Annotated in this window: 15 protein-coding genes; 8 read left to right on the top strand and 7 right to left on the bottom strand. The window is 48.3% G+C overall.

Annotated features, from left to right (window positions below; all coding sequences use genetic code 11):
* Positions 1-26 precede the first annotated feature (26 nt).
* From LRP57_RS07225 to glgA, 6 genes are all read right to left on the bottom strand, one after another.
* Positions 27-3035, bottom strand: a complete 3009-nt coding sequence (locus LRP57_RS07225) for a bifunctional [glutamine synthetase] adenylyltransferase/[glutamine synthetase]-adenylyl-L-tyrosine phosphorylase (RefSeq protein ID WP_231205865.1) — start codon at positions 3033-3035, stop codon at positions 27-29.
* A complete protein-coding gene (locus tag LRP57_RS07230; protein ID WP_231205866.1) occupies positions 3035-4369 on the bottom strand; it encodes a glutamine synthetase family protein in 1335 nt (444 codons plus the stop codon). The genes LRP57_RS07225 and LRP57_RS07230 overlap by 1 nt, the downstream gene beginning before the upstream one ends.
* Before the next feature lie 21 nt (positions 4370-4390).
* Positions 4391-5287, bottom strand: coding sequence for an SPFH domain-containing protein (locus LRP57_RS07235; protein WP_231205867.1), 897 nt, complete (start codon positions 5285-5287; stop codon positions 4391-4393).
* 258 nt (positions 5288-5545) lie between these two features.
* Positions 5546-5977, bottom strand: coding sequence for an NfeD family protein (locus LRP57_RS07240; RefSeq protein WP_231205868.1), 432 nt, complete (start codon positions 5975-5977; stop codon positions 5546-5548).
* Positions 5978-5998: 21 nt separating this feature from the next.
* Positions 5999-6793 (bottom strand): ABC transporter ATP-binding protein, encoded by a 795-nt coding sequence (locus LRP57_RS07245; RefSeq protein ID WP_231205869.1) that lies wholly within the window; start codon positions 6791-6793, stop codon positions 5999-6001.
* Positions 6794-6834: 41 nt separating this feature from the next.
* Positions 6835-8058, bottom strand: coding sequence for a glycogen synthase (glgA, locus tag LRP57_RS07250; RefSeq protein ID WP_231205870.1), 1224 nt, complete (start codon positions 8056-8058; stop codon positions 6835-6837).
* Positions 8059-8350: 292 nt separating this feature from the next.
* Between glgA and LRP57_RS07255 the strand changes: the two genes are divergently transcribed.
* The 8 genes from LRP57_RS07255 to LRP57_RS07290 all read left to right on the top strand — a co-directional run bounded on the left by LRP57_RS07255 (position 8351) and on the right by LRP57_RS07290 (position 17392).
* Positions 8351-9589: a glucose-1-phosphate adenylyltransferase gene (locus LRP57_RS07255; RefSeq protein ID WP_231205871.1), complete on the top strand. Its 1239-nt coding sequence runs from the start codon at positions 8351-8353 to the stop codon at positions 9587-9589.
* Positions 9589-10464: a phosphoserine phosphatase SerB gene (serB, locus tag LRP57_RS07260; RefSeq protein ID WP_442984718.1), complete on the top strand. Its 876-nt coding sequence runs from the start codon at positions 9589-9591 to the stop codon at positions 10462-10464. Before LRP57_RS07255 ends, serB begins: the two co-directional genes overlap by 1 nt.
* 422 nt (positions 10465-10886) lie before the next feature.
* Entirely contained in the window at positions 10887-12752 is a 1866-nt protein-coding gene (locus tag LRP57_RS07265) for an acyltransferase family protein (protein ID WP_231205872.1), read from the top strand.
* Between the two features lie 219 nt (positions 12753-12971).
* Entirely contained in the window at positions 12972-13424 is a 453-nt protein-coding gene (locus LRP57_RS07270) for a Dps family protein (RefSeq protein WP_231205873.1), read from the top strand.
* A gap of 367 nt (positions 13425-13791) precedes the next feature.
* Complete coding sequence (locus LRP57_RS07275; RefSeq protein ID WP_231205874.1) at positions 13792-14484, top strand: hypothetical protein; 693 nt, start codon at positions 13792-13794, stop codon at positions 14482-14484.
* A 102-nt stretch (positions 14485-14586) separates the two neighbouring features.
* A complete protein-coding gene (locus LRP57_RS07280; RefSeq protein WP_231205875.1) occupies positions 14587-15567 on the top strand; it encodes a peptidoglycan-binding domain-containing protein in 981 nt (326 codons plus the stop codon).
* Positions 15558-16292, top strand: coding sequence for an ABC transporter ATP-binding protein (locus tag LRP57_RS07285; protein ID WP_231205876.1), 735 nt, complete (start codon positions 15558-15560; stop codon positions 16290-16292). Before LRP57_RS07280 ends, LRP57_RS07285 begins: the two co-directional genes overlap by 10 nt.
* Entirely contained in the window at positions 16289-17392 is a 1104-nt protein-coding gene (locus tag LRP57_RS07290; RefSeq protein ID WP_231205877.1) for a hypothetical protein, read from the top strand. The genes LRP57_RS07285 and LRP57_RS07290 overlap by 4 nt, the downstream gene beginning before the upstream one ends.
* A gap of 44 nt (positions 17393-17436) precedes the next feature.
* On the opposite strand, the gene LRP57_RS07295 is transcribed toward LRP57_RS07290, so the two are convergent.
* Positions 17437-18546: a sialidase family protein gene (locus LRP57_RS07295; protein WP_231205878.1), complete on the bottom strand. Its 1110-nt coding sequence runs from the start codon at positions 18544-18546 to the stop codon at positions 17437-17439.
* Between the last annotated feature and the right edge of the window lie 85 nt (positions 18547-18631).

Here is an 18631-nt window from a genome sequence, read left to right on the forward strand (position 1 = left end):
CAACTTCCCTGTAGTCGGTGCACATATCACACCCAAAAAACACTATCCATCACGTCACGACAACGCCGACTGGCTCGAAGCCATTGTTCTTCAAGCATTTTTTCTTGACCGGCCCCCCAACCTAACAAACGAGCCAGGGGAACCAATTCTTTTACCCCATGAGGTAACACATCAAGTTTGACACCACTCATACGACCTGTAGCAAGCACATTACCTGCACGTATGCGTGAAGCCAAAGACCATGCTTCACACATGATCTGCGCATGCTCTGGATCAATGATTCCTTCATCTCGCAGGGCATTCAGAGCTGGAATCGTGGAGGTCAGGCGCACAGCAGGACATTCGTGCGCATATCGCATTTGTGCCAGCTGAACCATCCACTCCACATCTGATAATCCGCCGGGCCCTAGTTTGACGTGCCGTGACGGTTCAATACCACGAGGAAGACGTTCATTCTCCATACGTGCTTTCAATAAACGAATATCACGCACATCCTGCTGGGAAGGAACCATGTGGTAACGGATTGGGTTAATAACCTCAAAAAACTCCTGTAACAGATCAGGGTTGCCAGCCAGTGGTCGAGCACGAAGCAGTGCCTGTCGTTCCCACACGCAGGCCCATCGCTGGTAGTACTCCCTGTAAGAATCCACTGTCCTACTCATCACGCCAGAACGTCCCTCAGGACGTAAATCTAAATCAACATTGACGGGATAGCCGACACCAGTTTGCCCAAGGTATGAGCGCACACGTTGAATCAGTGATACTGCACATGATGTCGCTTGTTCTTCAGTGGCTCCAGAACATGATTTGTGGACCGCAAGAATATCTGCATCTGAGGCATAGGAAGATTCGGCTCCGCCATAGCGTCCCATCGCTACCAAAGCAACCCGCGCGTGGAGGACACCTTTAGCTTGTTTTTCTTCACGTTCAGCAACGGCGAGCGCGCCTGCGATTAAAGCATCACATGCGTCAGCAATTGACGATCGGTGTGCTTCTATTGTGTCCAGTGCATCAGCTAAAGCTGCACGAGTTACTTCACGATTTCGTACAGAACGAATACGCGTTATCGCTTTTTCAGGATTCTCATGGCGGGTAAGTACAGCCTGTATTTCAGTGTCGAGTTGCTGACGTGTACGCGGGAGCAGCAAAGTATCGTCGTCAAGCATTTGTACGGCTTCAGGTAAAACGCATAGCGCATCAGCAACCCACCGTGAGTTGGGTAAAAGTGAGCATAAGCGTGAAGCTGCCACACCGGAATCGCGTAAAAATGCCAGATACCAGTGTGAATCACCGATATGTTCAGAAAGGGTTCGGAAATGAAGGAGACCCATATCTGGGTCAGCTCCTGCAGCAAGCCATGAAATAAAAACCGGTAAGAGGTGTCGTTGAATTGTTGCTCTGCGACTTGTTCCGCGTGTCAAGGCGCTGATATGCGCGAGTGCGCCTTCAGTGTCACGGTAGCCAATGGCAGATAAACGATCTTTTGCCGCATCACGATCAAGGGCTGCTTCATCGGGACTTAAACGGGCGATGGCTGCCACGATGGGTCTGTAGAAAATATTTTCATGGAGGGAACGCACACGTGCGCGGACGCGTTCAAGTTCGCGTGTGAATTCTTGTGTATGTGGCAGGCCTAGGCTTCGGCTCAGTGCACGAAGCTCATCCTCGCGGGAAGGAACTGTATGTGTACGACGCATCCGTGTCAACTGTGCGCGATGTTCAATGACACGAAGATAGCTGTAGCATCGTTTAAGTTCGGTCGCGTCAAGCCGTGAAATATATCCGCCGTGAGCGAGGGCAGTAATTGCTTCGTGTGTTTCGCGGACCCGTAGTGTTTCGTCTGTTCGCCCATGAACAAGTTGCAGTAGTTGAACAGTAAATTCCACATCACGTAAACCGCCTGGTCCCAGTTTCAGTTCACGTCCTGCCATATGACGCAAAATATTTTCTTCAACACGGGTACGCATGGCTCGGACATCATCAACAAATTTTTCTCTGCTTGCAACATTCCATACGTAGGAGGCAGCAAGGTTGATAAATCGTTCGCCTAGTTCATAGTCGCCCGCGCAGGGACGTGCTTTCATGAGAGCTTGAAATTCCCAGGATTGTGCCCATTTATCCCAGTATTGACGGTATGAATCTAAGGTTCGCACAAGGGCACCTTGACGGCCTTCAGGACGTAGGTTCGGGTCTACTGTCCATAGGGGTGGTTCGTTGCCGGCTCCTGAACATCCTTGAGCGGTCATTGCAGCAAGACGGGTTGCTATTTCAATGACATCGTGTTTATCGTGATCTGGCTGGACAGTGGCATCGTAATTTACCGGTTGTGATGTTTTGCTGCTATTGAGGGCCTTGTTTTCGTTGGTTGTGTTTTTTTCGGATCCAACAAGGTAGAGCACATCAACATCAGAAATATAGTTCAGTTCTTGTGCTCCTGTTTTTCCCATAGCGATGATGGCAAAAGGAATCCTTCCATCTGGATCGATGTCTCGACGTGCCAGCGCAAGTGATGCCTCAAGTGCTGCATCTGCAAGAGTCGCCATCCGTTGCCCTACTATCGGCATATGCTGCACCGGATCATTACTTGTGAGATCGTCAGCAACAATGTCGAGGAGTACTTTCCTGTAGGCCACACGCATGTCATCACTGGTTTTACCCTGCTTAGCAATTGGCACGTGGGCGTTTGTGTTTGCTCCGACCGCTGTGAGGAGGACTTCTCGTGCAGAAGGAGGCTGCGTCCACACGTCATGCGCACGCTGCGGGTTCGCAATCAGGTAGTCACCCCACCAACGTGATCCGCCAAGGACAGCAATGAGTCGCTGCGCTGGGCGTTCATGGGGAGAACCTAGTGTCTGAATGAGCTCAGGAGCAGCTTCGTGGAGGCGTCGAAGTTGAAGAATCGCAAGATCAGGGTCATCTGTTGCGGCAGCTACGCTGAGCCACACATGGCCTTCAGGGAGCGTTTCTACGTGTTTCAGAGCTTGCTCGGGAGCAATAAAGCCCATCGCACGCAAGTCCTTCACAGCAAAAATCATCAGTGCATCCTGATAAATTGCGCAATTTCTTTTGCTGTGATTTGTTCACGGTAATCACGCCATTCACGTTCTTTATCACGTAAGAGGTAAAGGAACATTTCTTCACCTAGCGCATCTGCGACAAGTTCTGAGGTACGCATTCGTCGAAGGGCATCATGTAATGATGATGGAAGTGGTTCAATACCAAGGACTTGACGTTCTTTATCGGTTAATGCCCACACATTATCTTCAGCTTCAGGCATGAGTTCCATCTGTTTTTCTATGCCATCTAAACCGGCGGTAATGAGGACAGCAAGCGCAAGGTAAGGATTCGCCGCAGGGTCAAGTGCCCGATATTCCACACGTGTAGTATTTCGACGGCTGGGACGTACCTGAGGAACTCGGATCAAAGCGGAAGAATTGTTATGCCCCCAGCACACATATGAAGGAGCTTCCCCTCCACCCCATAGTCGTTTATACGAGTTCACGTGTTGGTTTGTGACGGCGCAAATCGTTCCGGCATGAGCCAGCATGCCGGCAATAAATTGGCGAGCAGTGAGCGAAAGGTCGTGTTCGCCTGCAGGGTCATAGAAAGCATTGTGTTCGCCTTCCATGAGGAAAATATGCGTGTGCATACCCGAACCTGGGTGATCGATAAATGGTCGCGGCATGAAAGTGGCAACCATATCTTCGCGCAGCGCTATTTCTTCGATAACGACGCGAGCAGTCATGATGTTATCTGCGGCCGTTACTGCGTCCACAGCTCTCAGGTCGATTTCATTTTGTCCAGGCCCGCCTTCATGATGGGAAAATTGCACTGAAATTCCCATGCTTTCCAGCATAAGCACTAATTTGCGGCGGAAATCATTATCCCCGTCTCTGGCTACATGATCAAAGTAACCACCGTCATCTATTGGAACTAAGCGTTCTGGTGTGACTGGACGTGACAGCAGGTAGAACTCGATTTCAGGGTTCACCATCACTGTGAAACCCATATCGCATGCACGTTCAACAGCGCGTTCAAGCGTTCCACGAGGATCAGAGCGTGACTGCAAACCATCGGGCGTCAGTACATCACAAAACATGCGGGCAGCAGGAGTAGCATTGCCTTGCCACGGCAGGACACTGAAAGTAGAGGCATCAGGACGCAGCAACATATCTGATTCGTGTACGCGAGTCAGACCTTCAATAGCTGAACCATCAAAACCTACGCCTTCCGTGAAGGCTTCTTCTAGTTCTCCCGGGTCCATCGCTACCGATTTCAGTTGTCCTGCAACATCGGTAAACCATAAGCGAATGAAACGTATGCCTTGATCTGCTACTTCACGTAAAACACGTTCTTGCTGCCGATCCATGATGCGCCTTTCCACAATGTTTTACTTCTGAGAACCAAATCCTCGTGACACAGCATCTAAAGCCGCTGTGAGTTCTGTAGGAACCACCCAAATCTTTGAGGATTCACCTTGCGCGATTTCTGGAAGCATCTGTAAATACTGATAGCTCAGTAGCTCAGGTGTGGGATTTCCTGAGTGGATTGCTTCAAATACGGTATGAATTGCACGAGCTTCACCGTCGGCTCGCGTCACGGCTGCTTGCGCTTCACCTTCAGCACGCAAAATAGCGGATTGTTTTTCACCTTCTGCCTGCAAAATCTCTGATTGACGCACGCCCTCTGCGGTAAGAATTGCTGCTCGTTTGTCGCGTTCAGCACGCAGTTGCTGTTCCATGGCTTGCTGGATTGAGGGAGGAGGGTCAATAGCTTTCAGTTCGACACGATTCACACGAATACCCCAGCGACCTGTGGCATCATCAAGTACTCCACGTAGTTGACCGTTGATTTGGTCGCGTGAAGTCAAAGTAGCTTCAAGGTCAAGAGATCCGATCACATTGCGTAGTGTTGTGACTGTTAATTGTTCAATAGCTTGAATGTAGTTCGCGATCTCATAGGTGGCATGCATTGGGTCATTTACTTGGTAGTAGATAACCGAGTCAATAGAAACCACGACGTTATCAGCAGTAATCACGGGTTGAGGTGGGAAGCTGGTGACTTGTTCACGCAGGTCTACCCTACTTGCAATACGGTCAATAAATGGAACGACCACATGTAGACCTGCAAATCGCACGGAATGAAATTTCCCCAGTCGTTCCACAACAAGTGCGCGGGATTGTGGGACTACTTGGATTGCTCGCGCAACTACAAGACACACCATGAAAGCAAGCAGAATAAAAACAATAATAGGCCCGCCCGAGGATGTAAAAAGGCGTGTGAGCATCTGAAATATCTCCATTATCAGTCCTTTATCAGTCCTTCCCTAACAGCACGTTGCCTTGCAGCACCATCGGTCGGCTCACGTGCAGCACCTACCCACAATAGCGATTTTCTACGGCAGTGTCTGCATAAACGTGTAGGTGTGGATTATTCCCTTGACACGTACAGATATCTTCACGGCGTATTTGCGATATTTCGTTTCTCATAAATACGAGTGAGCACCGGGGATACAGCCGCACTTTCATTCCAAGGAAAGTCCTACTTACGCACGGACGGCAGAAACTACTGCTGTCGCCCCCTCAATACTGACAACATAGGCGACAGTATCTGGCATAAGAGGTGTATCGTCATTGGTGCGAGCGCTCCATATACTTCCTGCAAGGAATACACGCCCATCGCTATGGTCAACGCGCTCATGAACACGTACCTCTTGGCCTACAAGCCCGTGGACATTCATACGTACCCGAGGCGTATGACGATCAAGGTATTTGCGTGCCCACGGGCGAATGAGCACAAGTAAAAGAGTTGAAGCAGCACAAAAAATCAGGATCTGTCCCCACACGGGTGCGCCAAGAAAAGCAGCACTAGCCGTCGCACAAGCGGCAACAGCAAGCATCAGGCATGTGAAGTCAAGAGTAAGTAGCTCAATAACGCCTAAGATAAGCGCTCCGAGTGACCACAAGAGCCATTCCATATTTGCCTCCTCAACGCGCGTTCACAGAATTTGAGGAAGTGCGCGCGCCCACCAGCGTCCTTCGGTACATCCAACACTCAACGGCAAAGAATAGGCGTGAGATAAAGTCACACCATTCAGCACATCGCCTATAGGACCTGCAGCAAGGATCTTTCCTTCCGCCATCACCAGTGCGTGAGTCATAGCTGCAGGTATTTCCTCTACCTGGTGGGTAATCATCAAGATTTGAGGCGCGTGTTCTCCTTCGATGATTTCTGTCAAGGCGTTCACAAGGATTTCACGTCCTCCTAAATCCAACCCCGCTCCAGGCTCATCAAGAATTAAGACCTCCGGATCTGTCATGAGTGAGCGGGCTAAAAGGCAGCGCTGACGTTCTCCTTCAGAAAGAGTACCGAAAGGTTGATCTGCGACATGGCTTATGACGAAAGCATTCAGCAGGAGGTCTGCGCGTTCGTTGTCGCATTCTTCGTATGTATTTTTCCAGCTTTCATGTAGTCCCCACGCTGCAGTGCGTACGACATCGCGCGTACTCACAGTAGGACGAATACGTTGAGCTACTGTTTGAGAGGAAAATCCAAGAGAAGCTGATAAAAGTGCGTGTTCTGTTGTCGCACAATCCATGCCGCATGCTGTCACTTGCCCTGCTTGTGGTATTTCCCGACCGGTCACGGTACGTACAAGAGAGGTTTTCCCCGCACCATTGGGACCAAGGATCACCCAATGTTCGCCGGCGTGGGTTTGCCACGTCACAGAGTCAAGAATAGTTTTTCCTGCGTATGTTAATGTCACGTCACGGACATCAAGTAAGGTCTGCATGTGCCCAGCCTATCGGTTTCTTGGGACGTTAGCCCTGTCTTTCATACGAGTGTGCGATACAGTTCCGCCGTGCGTTGGCCAATTGCTTCCCAAGCAAAGAAATCACGTACACGTTGGTACCCAGCTTGTCCCATGCGACGCGCTAGTTCCGGATCTTCCAGTAGATACGTGAGGCGTTCAGCCATATCCGCTTCAAAGGTTTCAGGTTGCAGTGGAGTTCCTGTACCGTCTTGCATTTGTTCGATAGGAACCAGATAGCCTGTTTCCCCATCAACGATGACATCTGGGATACCGCCTGTGCATGTTCCGACAACTGGAAGTCCCAAAGCCATCGCTTCAAGGTTAACAATCCCTAGTGGCTCGTACACAGATGGTGTGATAAAGACATCTGCCGCATCGAGGACACACGCTAATTCTTTTTGAGGGAGCATCCGTGTAATAAGTACAACACCGCTTCTTTCAGACTGTAATTGCGCCACAAGAGCATCAACTTCTGCTGCGATTTCAGGGGTGTCAGGCGCTCCCGCACACAGGATAATTTGCGTATCTGGTGGTAGTAGTCGTGCCGCACGTAAGAAATACGGTAGGCCTTTTTGACGGGTAATACGACCAACAAAAACTACCGTCGGCCGGCTCGGATCAATACCGTTGTCTTTGAGGACTCGTTCTTGTAATTCTTTTCCTTCCTCACCTTGAGGACTATGCCAAACAGCTAGGTCAATGCCGTTATGAATGACATGCACTTTTTGTGGGTCAATAGTGGGATAGCAGCGCAGAATATCCTTTTTCATTCCATGGGATACGGCAACGATGGCCTGAGCTGTTTCGTAGGCGCCCCGCTCAATCCACGACGATAAACGGTACCCGCCTCCCAGTTGTTCAGCTTTCCATGGTCGTAGGGGTTCTAATGAGTGAGCGGAAATCACGTGCGGCACGTCATGAAGTAAAGCTGACATATGGCCTGCATGATTGGCGTACCAAGTATGTGAATGAACGAGGTCTGTCCCTGCGGTGTGCTCTGCCATTGCAAGGTTGATCCCCATAGTACTTAAAGCAGGGTTAGCTTGACTTAATTCAGCAATCGCATCGTAGCCGCTCACACCCGTTTCGCTGCCGTCATTTCCGGGCAGACGTGGACCGTCAAAGCAATGTACTCTCAGGTCCTCTATATGTGCGCGTAAAACTTTCGAAAGCTCATATACGTGTACACCAGCACCACCATAAATATGCGGTGGGTACTCACGAGTCAGTAGATCAACACGCATAATGAACTTTCCTTTCTCTGTATAACCAACTCTCAGCCTATCGGGTGAATGATATTTTTGTGGGCAAGCCGACTCACTACTTCTTTCTTTGATGCTGATATTGAGGTCTTTTAAGGACGAAAGGACTAAGTATTTCTTTTGCTACTCAAACGCGCGCGCGTTTGTCTTTCCATTAATAAAGCCAGATCACGCGGGAAGCAGATAGTGAAGGCGGATCATTTGATGTGCCGCTATTTTTATTTTTATCGGTCATTCGCCCCCAAAATTTTCTTTTGCCCCATACGCTAGAGGTATGGCGAAAAAACATGTACTTGCTATTGTCCTTGCTGGTGGTGAAGGAAAGCGGCTTATGCCGTTAACTGAGGATCGCGCAAAACCCGCAGTTCCTTTCGGTGGACACTACCGACTCATTGATTTTGCTTTATCGAATATGGTCAATTCGGGCTACATGAAAGTGGTCGTTTTAACCCAATATAAATCCCACTCTTTAGACCGTCATGTTACAAAGACATGGTACATGTCGCCTCTGTTGGGAAATTTCGTTGCTCCTGTTCCTGCTCAGCAACGTCGCGGCCCACACTGGTATCTTGGCAGCGCAGACGCAATTTACCAGTCCCTCAATATTGTTGAGGATGAACGCCCTGATTACATTGTCATCATCGGAGCGGACAATATTTACCGCATGGATTTTTCGCAAATGGTGGAGCATCATATTGCTTCAGGTCTGCCGTGCACTGTTGCCGGTATTCGCCAGCCCATCGAGCTTGCCCCTGCGTTAGGTGTTATTGATGCGCAGGACGGCGTTGTACGGAATTTCTTTGAAAAACCTGCACATGCTGAAGGCTTAGCTGACGATCCAACGAAGGTTCTTGCCTCTATGGGAAATTATGTTTTCACTACGCAAGACCTTGTGGCTGCTTTACGTGAAGATGCCGCAGATCCGGCCTCAAAACATGATATGGGCGGAAATATTGTCCCTTGGTTCGTTGAGCGCGGCGCATGCGGTGTGTACGACTTCATTGACAATGATGTTCCCGGCTCCACTGACCGTGATCGTAACTATTGGCGTGATGTTGGTACTCTTGACGCTTATTATGAGGCAAATATGGACCTCATTAGTGTCCATCCTGTCTTTAACTTGTATAACACGGACTGGCCGACGATGACTCAGCTAGAGGGTTCCCTTCCTCCAGCAAAATTCGTCTATGGTGAAGAGCATTCACGTATGGGTCATGCTGTTGATTCTTTCGTCTCCCCTGGGGCAATTATTTCCGGGGGCGAGGTTTATCATTCCATCGTTTCACCGTGGGTCTACGTACATTCGTGGGCGCAGGTCACCGATTCTGTCATCATGCATCATTCGCGTATTGGCCGTCACGCCATTGTTGCTAAAGCAATTTTGGATAAGGGTGTCATTGTTGAAGAAGGCGCTGTTGTGGGCGTGGATCTTGAACATGATCGTGCTCGCGGATATACGGTCACTGAGTCAGGTATCACTGTTGTCCCTAAAGGAACTATTGTCACTCGGTGATGAGTCAACGTTTTCTGTATATTTCACGCAAACCTACGCATATCCGCCCCCCTCAGGGGTGGATTGTGCGTCCGGTGGCCGGAGTTAATTTACCTGGCTCTGATACGTGGTATGGCCTTGTCTGCGAGTCGCCTATTTTAGAAGGTGCGCTACCTGCCAAGTCCATGTTTTCTTGGATACAGGCGCATAGTGATGAGCCACTTGATCCTCAATCGAGTGTTTTCATGGTTCCCGAGACTTTACATAAGGGTCCTGATTTTATTGTCACGGACGTGGATTCCACACTGATTTGTGAAGAAGTCATTGAAGAACTTGCTCGTTGGGCAGGAACGTATGAGGAAGTGGCACGTATTACCGCAGAAGCGATGAATGGTGAACGTGATTTCGCCCAGTCTTTGCGTGCCCGTGTGGCTACACTTGCTGGCATTTCACATTCTGTTTTTCATGATGTTCTTGAGCATATTCATCCGAGGCCTGGGGCGCAGCTTCTCATTGATGAAGCCCATCATCATGGCGCGTCTTTCGCTGTTGTTTCGGGTGGTTTTACCGAAGTTGTTGCTCCCTTGTGTGAACGTATGGGCATTGACTATTGGATTGCCAATCGTTTAGAGGTTGCAAATGGATACCTTACGGGACGTGTTGTAGGCGAAATTGTTACTGCAGATGTCAAGGTACGTATGATGCAGCAGTGGGCCGCACAGCAAGGAATCCCCCTAAATCACGTTCTTGCTGTTGGCGATGGCGCAAATGATATTCCCATGTTGTCACATGCAGGTTTAGGTGTGGCTTTTTGTGCTAAGCCAACAGTTCAGGACCAAGTCCATGCGCATATTAATTATCCTCGTCTGGATATTTTGACAGCTTTGTGGGCTTAGCCTCCGGTCTGCGTTCCTGTTTCGTATGTCTTTTCTCGGATGAGGCACTCAAATATTCACACCTATGTGCCCCCCCCCGTATGTGACATAGATAAATTTTCCGCGCCATTACTGAAAATACACGGTAAAAAGTCTGGAAATTTCCTGCATTTTCATACCTAAAGACACGCGAGGGAATAATGTTTTTCTGCTCACTTTCTTCACATATGGTACATAAAAATTTCAATAGAAATAAAGGAAAAATAAAAGATATCGCCCCTTTTATTCGGCCTATCAGGTCCTCATCACACATACTTGGTCATGCAGCCTGTGATTGAGCACGTACCCTAGAGGGAGAAAGACCGTTACATGCTGAACGCACTCATGCGCGAAAGAGAGAGAAATGCGCATCAAGTACACGAACGATCATTTGGAGGCAGGGAATGGCTCCCCCGCACACACACGCTGATCGTATTTTCGGACTTGATGGCCTGCGCGCATGTGCAGTCATCGCTGTTTTGGTCTATCACGTTATTCCCACCAAAGCTCCTGGCGGATTTGTTGGAGTGGATTTATTCTTTGTTATCAGCGGATTTCTTATTACGTATCTTCTGCTCAAAGAAAAAAAACACACAGGTCGCATAGATTTCGCTGGTTTTTACCTTCGACGTATCCGCAGACTTTTACCTGCCGCTTTCCTTGTTATCACTTGTGCGGGTCTACTTGCCACATGCATTGGTGGGGATATCACTGTTGGTGCTTTGCGTTCAATGATTTCCGTTTTCACTCTGTCAGCGAACTGGGTGATGTTGATATCAGGCAGTGACTATTTCGCTCATACTCAAACGGGACTTTTTGATCATTTTTGGTCCCTTGCAATAGAAGAACAGTTCTACCTCATATGGCCATTTATTCTGTTTTTCCTTGTCAAAAGGCGTCCAAACACGCAGCTATTCATTGTGAGCATACTTGCAGTACTCAGTGCATCTAGCGCTTTATTTCTTGAAAAATATGGCGTGAGTTCTCAGGCTTATCTTGCGACACCTTCACATTCGACCGGTCTTTTGCTGGGATCTTTGCTTAGTATCGGATATTTTCACTATGCACCCAAACGTAACCTTACGACGTCTTTTTTCTCTTGTATTTCTCTGATCTTAGGAATACTTGGTTTCACTTTTTCTTTGACTACGAGCCTGACACTCCATGCTGGACATCAAATGCTTGTCACACTTTTCGGCTCAGTATCAGGTCTTTTCCTTATTCTTGGATGTCTGCTCGCACCCTCGTGGATTCCCCGTGTCATTGATATCGCTCCCCTGCGCTGGATCGGTGAACGTTCATATGGGTTATATCTTTGGCATTTGCCTTTTATTGTGATTGCCGATGCCACCTATAGCGCTATTCCTGGTTTCACACGTTTTTATGGTCGCATCTGCGCCATCATATGCGTCTTGTGTGCAACTGTCCTCAGTTATCGCTACGTTGAACAACCCATTAGAAAAAAAGGGTTCACAGCTTTCTTTTCGCATCCATTACGCGCACGACTTAGTGCAGGCATGGGTTTACTTTTAGTTGCCGTTGCGACCATACTGTTTTACATTGCGCCAGAGTCAACATCAGTTGAACGTATGCTTACCTCCGCTCAATCATGTAATTCTTGCGAAGGGGATTCGCAATCCCAAGATCAAGAAAGCGAGCCGCCAACAGAAAATTCATCTGTCACTATGGGACAGCCACCTGTCAATGAACCCGTTGAAGTACCACACCTTCCTGAGTTACAAAATAAAACTCAATCTGAACCCGAAAAGCCACTGATACCGGATGATTACCAAAATGCATCAATCTACGCTGTTGGCGATTCTGTCATGCTGGCTTCAATTTCTGCTCTGTATGAAACATTTCCACATATCACAGTTGACGCACTCACCAGTCGCCAGCTTGTTGACGGGCCGGCTTTGGTTACTGATTTTCTGTCCGCACATCCTGAAACACAAATTGTCATTGTAGGGCTTGGAGTAAATGGTGTGGGTGACGCTCAGACTTTACGTGAAGTTGTTGAAGCGTGTGCGCAGCGTACTGTTGTTATCATGTCAGTGTCGGCACCAGTAGCATGGGAAGAACGTGTAAATTCTGAGATCCGTCAAGTTGTCTCAGAGTTCCCCAATGTTTTGCTTGCAGATTGGCAATCCGCTGCCATTGCTCATCCGGAACAGATCGCAGCAGATGGGATTCATCCAAGCCCTGCAGGTGGACAGTATTATGCGCAGGCAATTATTGACGCTTTAGAAGCGCATAAAAATAACGGCTAAGAGTAACAGTGTAAGGCAGATATCTATGCCTGAAATTGTTATGGAAAAATTTTTCTGTTTATCTCTGAGTCACCACATTTACCTACCTTACTTTCCACGCTAGATTCACATAATTGTTTCATCGGACATAAAATAGGAAAGTAAACAGAAGATCGGGTTGATACCTCATGATTCGTTCTGCTGATTTATGAGGCCGTATATCCTAGGAGATTGATGAATATGACGCTCACTTCACCCGTAGTATCCAAAGCCCTCCAACAAGCACTTGTGGATCTGACTGATCTTTCTTTGCTTGGTAAGCAGGCTCATTGGAACATCATTGGCTCTCATTTCCGTTCTCTGCACCTTGCTCTGGATGAAATCGTTGACGAAGTTCGTAATGCAGCTGATGAAGTAGCAGAACGAATGGCCGCTCTTGACGAGGCCCCTGATGCTCGCGCAGCGACTGTGGCTCAGCAGTCTGGGTTGAAGCAATTTGAAGCTGGTAAGCTTCAGGTCGCTGATGTGTATGCACAGTTTGAAGAACTTTTAATGGGAGTTTCAGATCGCATCAAAGCAACTCTTGATGCAGTTGACGAAGAAGATCATTTGAGCGCTGACCTGCTGATCGGTATTGCATCCGGCTTAGAAAAGCAGGCATGGATGCTCCGCATGGCTGCTCAGGAGAGCTGATTTACTGCCGCTATTATCTAGCTGGGAGGTGCACATGTGCACCTCCCACTTTTTGTATATTGATAGGACAAATGTGAGAATAAATATCAAATAATGAAACAATCTCTTGTAACGCGGATCACTTCATAGTATCTTTGTCCTAGAGGGGTTTTTCTTTACGTATTCCCTCTATTTTCTCCCACATGACAGGATTCAATGATGAAGAAAAAACTACTGGCACGATAACAATCCGCATTTACAGAAAAAATACGGACAGTGGAAAAGCTCTGAAAACTCGTACATAGAACGCCCTAAAAATACCTTTGATGGAGGCGGTGGCGCTCAAGAACGTTAAATTACCCCTCAATCATCTGTAAAGGAAATTTACATGCGTCGGGAAATACCTGTATTGTCTGCTGTTTTACTGTCATTCATTCTGTTGACAGGGTGCTCAAACCCTCAAGAATCCCCATACCGCACCGATTTTGAACGCGCTCGGGATGGCAATGAAAGCCAGTACGTCAAACAGGTGTTTTCCCACGCGATTGATAATGGCACAATCTCCGCTACCGACTATAAGGAATCACGACAAAAACTTGCATCCTGCTATAAGGCCGCCGGTATTGAGTTTTCTGAATATATGGATGACCTTGGCCTCGGGCTGATACAGTTTGGTTTCTCTGAAATGAGTGCCGAAAAAGAAGATGCACTTGAGCACTGCGATCAGCAATTTGACGGTAAAACGACCGGAATCAGTGAAGCATATCGAAATCAAATCATCAATCCACGTAAAGAAGACATGGATAAACTCATTGCTGAATGTTTCGTCCGCAAAGGACTGGTCAGCGCAGGATTTAGCGCACAAGACTACCGAGACTTCATTGCCGCTAATTCAGCACAATGTCTTAACGGTGTATGCACCCTCCCTGATGGCACCACATACAATTCTTCAGATAACCCACCAACCCCCAACCACCTGACAGGTGATTTCATACTTCCAGGCGGCAAAAGTAGCCAGACACCAGAAGGTCAAGCCTGCACAAGTGCACCTCTCTTAGGAATTGACAACCCTCAAAAATAATTCACCCACCGCTTATTTGATTCACACACGAAGGAACGTCAATTGTTTGGCAAGCAACTACATAAAAACACCTATTGGCGTCTATTCCTTATTCTCGCTATAGTGACATTTGCATTAGGGAGCACTATCGGTGCAGGTATCATGACATACAGTACGCGAACTGCTCTCACTCCCCCATCTACACAGGAACAATCAATACCCGTAAGCGCTGAAACATTTGATGACCAGCGTTCGTTCTCCCTCCAAGTCCCAGAACGGACAAAGTGGATAGCAACCTCACCCATTGGAGGCATCATACGTTCCAGTTCATGCCTTCCCGCTAGCCCGCTTCATTCAGGACAAGTCGCATTTACCATTGATGATTCACCTGTGATTGCCCTGCACCTTGAACAGCCACCCTACCGTGATTTCACACCAGGGATGAAAGGCGACGATGTACAGCAACTTCAAAGCGAACTTGCACGTTTAGGCTTCTTTTCAGAGTCACCAAATGGAATATTTGGTCCCGCCACCGTTCAAGCGCTGAACTCTTTGAAGAAAAAAGCTGGGCTTGATCCCCGCTCCTCTGAGCTGAGTTTGAGTGAAATTATTTGGATTCCTTCCACAGAAGTCACGCCTGAGTCATGTGACGTACACATAGGAACAAAAGTAACGACCGATCAAGCACTCTTTACCCTCTTAACCCTACCCGCAAGCGTCACCGTGTCGCTCCCTCACGATATTCTCGCAGGAGAACGGGAAGCCCTCGCAGGTGATACCGCAACAATTATTCCCTCCGATGGTGTTATCAGCAATCAGACTTTCATTCAGGCTTTATATAAACTCTCCCAGTTTTCCCAAACATTGCCTGAAGGCAAACAAATTTCAATTCCCACACGCCTAGTCACTCCGATTTCTTCATACCGTGTGCCTCCCAGTGCGCTCTACGAGATAACAGGTGAAAAAGCCTGCCTTATATCTGATCAGATACCCACACAAGTCCAAATCATTGGCTCATCCTACGGAAATACGATAGTCGTATCTGATAATCCTCTGGGAAGTATTACTCTTTCACCTGACCCTAAGGCCGCCTCATGCTCCTAGAAGCACACGCCCTTGGACATTCCTTTGACGGACAGCATGAACTTTTTTCCGACCTGTCATTCAGATTCACTGCAGGTGACATGGTCGCCGTTATTGGCCCTTCCGGTAGTGGAAAATCCACATTACTCAGCATATTAGCGGGATGGTTATCCCCAACGCGCGGTCACATCACCCGCGAAGGCATCGACTCGATTTCCTGGGTATTCCAAAATCCACTCGGATTCAAGAATCGCAGCACCCTTGACCATGTCTGCCTCCCGTTATTAGCGAAAGGCTTTACTCGACGCGAAGCCTATCCGCGCGCTTTAGAAACACTCGCCATCTTTGGCTTAGAGCACTTAGCGGATAAACGATTTTCAGAATTATCTGGTGGAGAAGCACAACGCCTCATGCTCGCCAAAGCGCATATGAAAGCACCCGATCTCCTCCTCGTTGATGAGCCGACCGCTCAATTAGACCGAACGTTAGCCGCCTCAGTAAATAAAGTCTTATCGCATATTGCATCAACACACACCATTGTGATCGTCGCTACCCATGATAGCGACACGCACAAAGCATGCCATTCGGTTCTTGACCTCGGAAAATTCGCATCACCACAGCAAAAAATTTCATCTTCCGCTCAGAGTATTCACGATGCTCATGACCAAATAGCACCCACGTTTTCCCTTCAATCTCAAGGAAAGCAGGACACAGCTACAACAACTGATCGGCAGGAATACCTATGATGCGTTTTTCCTCCATTATCTCTGAAGCATGGCGTAATACAATCAGCGGAACATCTCGCCTTCTCATGACCGCTAGCATATTGACTGTCTTAATTGGCGGATTAGCATTAGTACACGTTATTACTATCGGAAATGTTTTACGCGATACGTACCAGTGGAGAAACGCTGGAGCCTCAATCCATATTCTGAATGTCCCCGGAGGCATCAATGGAAAACTGTGTGAGTCACTATCCCGCATTGAAGGTATTCATGCTTCTGGAGCGCTTCGTTCAGGTCCTACACTCACATTGGCACAGCTTCCACAAAACCCTATGTCCTCGCTCGAAGTATCACCAGGGATGGAAAAAGTACTGCACGTAGAAGCGCCTCACTCACAAACCCGTGGCGGCGGCATGTGGGTGTCAAGCGATCTTGCCGCGCTACTTTCTGACGATTCCTCCCCTTCATCGCTTATCTTGCATACTGATTCAGATACGTCAGCTCCTAATATTGTGCCTGTCTCAGGAATATTCCCACAGGTAGAAGACGGGCGCGCACCTATATTTGCCCGTAACATCGTGATACCGGTGGTAGCTCATGGATTATTTGATGCCTGCTGGGCTGAAATCTGGCCAGAATCCTCCGCTTTAGAACAGTTATTGACTTATGCAGTGGTAAACGGACAAGACGATTCAGCTCAAGCAGAAACTCAACTTTTTAATACATCACTGGGTCAGCATTTCGATGTCACCAAACGGCTTGGCCCCTTACCTTTCTGGTTCTACACCGCCGCTGCGCTATGTTTTGCTCAGATCATTGGGATAGCTTTTTCGTGGAGCCGCAGACTAGAGGGAGCTTCAGCTTTACATGCTGGTGTTGATCGTTTGTCGTTTGTCATCCAATTGACTGTGGAATATGGGTTCGCAGCCATACTGTCGTGGACAGTACTGTTACCGATCTTGTTCTTCACGTCAACGGCTTCAGGAATTATCCAATGGAACCTATGGGTCAGCGGCATACTGATTGTGAGCGCCAGTTACCTGTGTGGGGCGTTAGGCGTTATTTTAGGGGCATTGCGTATTCAAGAAAACCAACTTTTCGCCCTTTTTAAAGCGCGATAATATCGACTACTCACGTACAGGATTCGCAGGTAATCACTTTCTACTCAGTTAGCATTTACTGCGGGTGGATGAGCATATCCTGGGGTTCCTTTACGAGGTTCCCATGAGAGCACGCTCAGCGGCTGTTCATGTGAGGTGGCAGGAAAAGCGCACAAAGCACGCAGTTCATTCACATCAAATGTGGCATATACGATCCGCTGATAGTTGTCCGCTTCCCACACCATAGCGCATGTATCTGAATCAAGTGCTGTCATTACAGAATATGCCGTCGCACCGCAATCAACGAGGATAGGAAGGCTCCACGTCTGACCTTCGTCTTCCGAAAGATGTAAGGATAAGCGTGCGCGCCCTCCACTATCAGCACATATGGATGCAATGAGCGTATTTCCCACGCAAATCAATCCCCCATTACATCCAGGTTCAATCAGCGCAGGAACAGGATGAGGCTGAGTAAATGTGCGGCCGTTATCCTCTGAAATAGCTTGACGACGATAGGGCGTATCTCGCGCATGCAGGAGGAGTTTCCCAGAGGGAGTGACCACTACTTTGTTTTCATCACAGCAAGGACCAATCGGCTCTCCCATATGCCATGTCTGCCCGTGGTCAGATGAATGTGCGCAGATTGCATAGTTTTCGCCGTCTATACGAGCAACAAAAGTTTGAAAAATCGTGCCATCTGGAGCAACTGCACCGTTTCCGGATGAGCAAAACATGCCAGCAACATATTCGGGACGTAGGTAGCTCATATCCCGATGGTTCCATGTATTCCCGTGATCTGTTGAGGAGGCCAGCCATAGTTCAAGGCCTTCTCCCCCTTTTTCTGCGGTAAAGTACGATTTTCCTTGTGAACCTACATACCAGCACATCACAGTATCTGTATGCGGGTCATATATAAGCGAGGCGTCACCAAAACCGTGTCCTGGCGTATGCGCACGTAAAGGACGTGCAGGTGACCAGGTCTGTCCGCGGTCATCAGATGTACGCAAGGCGATATCAAAATCTGCAGGTAAATCTCGCCAATCAGAACGCACATCGTAGGCAACAAGGATACGTCCCGTATTGGTCACTGTCAGAGCAGGTATGCGGTACAGAGGCTGAGGGAAAGCGGAAAGGGGGAAAGGATCTGAAAATTGAGCAAGCGTTGTCCATTGCATGTTTTTATTCTCCATAACTGCGTGATCGCGCTGAGTGATGCCACACGGGGAAGTAGGTAAAACATTCACCACAGTAGCTTCAGAG

The organism is Schaalia sp. lx-260 (assembly GCF_021083645.1).
GTDB lineage: Bacteria > Actinomycetota > Actinomycetes > Actinomycetales > Actinomycetaceae > Pauljensenia.

Bases quoted from the DNA above. Each gene is read 5' to 3' on its own strand.
- LRP57_RS07270 (WP_231205873.1), top strand. From the start codon at position 12,972: ATGACGCTCACTTCACCCGTAGTATCCAAAGCCCTCCAACAAGCACTT.
- LRP57_RS07230 (WP_231205866.1), bottom strand. From the start codon at position 4,369: ATGGATCGGCAGCAAGAACGTGTTTTACGTGAAGTAGCAGATCAAGGC.
- LRP57_RS07285 (WP_231205876.1), top strand. From the start codon at position 15,558: ATGCTCCTAGAAGCACACGCCCTTGGACATTCCTTTGACGGACAGCAT.
- LRP57_RS07235 (WP_231205867.1), bottom strand. From the start codon at position 5,287: ATGCTCACACGCCTTTTTACATCCTCGGGCGGGCCTATTATTGTTTTT.
- LRP57_RS07265 (WP_231205872.1), top strand. From the start codon at position 10,887: ATGGCTCCCCCGCACACACACGCTGATCGTATTTTCGGACTTGATGGC.
- LRP57_RS07275 (WP_231205874.1), top strand. From the start codon at position 13,792: ATGCGTCGGGAAATACCTGTATTGTCTGCTGTTTTACTGTCATTCATT.
- LRP57_RS07225 (WP_231205865.1), bottom strand. From the start codon at position 3,035: ATGATTTTTGCTGTGAAGGACTTGCGTGCGATGGGCTTTATTGCTCCC.
- serB (WP_442984718.1), top strand. From the start codon at position 9,589: ATGAGTCAACGTTTTCTGTATATTTCACGCAAACCTACGCATATCCGC.
- LRP57_RS07295 (WP_231205878.1), bottom strand. From the start codon at position 18,546: ATGCAATGGACAACGCTTGCTCAATTTTCAGATCCTTTCCCCCTTTCC.
- LRP57_RS07290 (WP_231205877.1), top strand. From the start codon at position 16,289: ATGATGCGTTTTTCCTCCATTATCTCTGAAGCATGGCGTAATACAATC.
- LRP57_RS07240 (WP_231205868.1), bottom strand. From the start codon at position 5,977: ATGGAATGGCTCTTGTGGTCACTCGGAGCGCTTATCTTAGGCGTTATT.
- LRP57_RS07255 (WP_231205871.1), top strand. From the start codon at position 8,351: ATGGCGAAAAAACATGTACTTGCTATTGTCCTTGCTGGTGGTGAAGGA.
- glgA (WP_231205870.1), bottom strand. From the start codon at position 8,058: ATGCGTGTTGATCTACTGACTCGTGAGTACCCACCGCATATTTATGGT.
- LRP57_RS07245 (WP_231205869.1), bottom strand. From the start codon at position 6,793: ATGCAGACCTTACTTGATGTCCGTGACGTGACATTAACATACGCAGGA.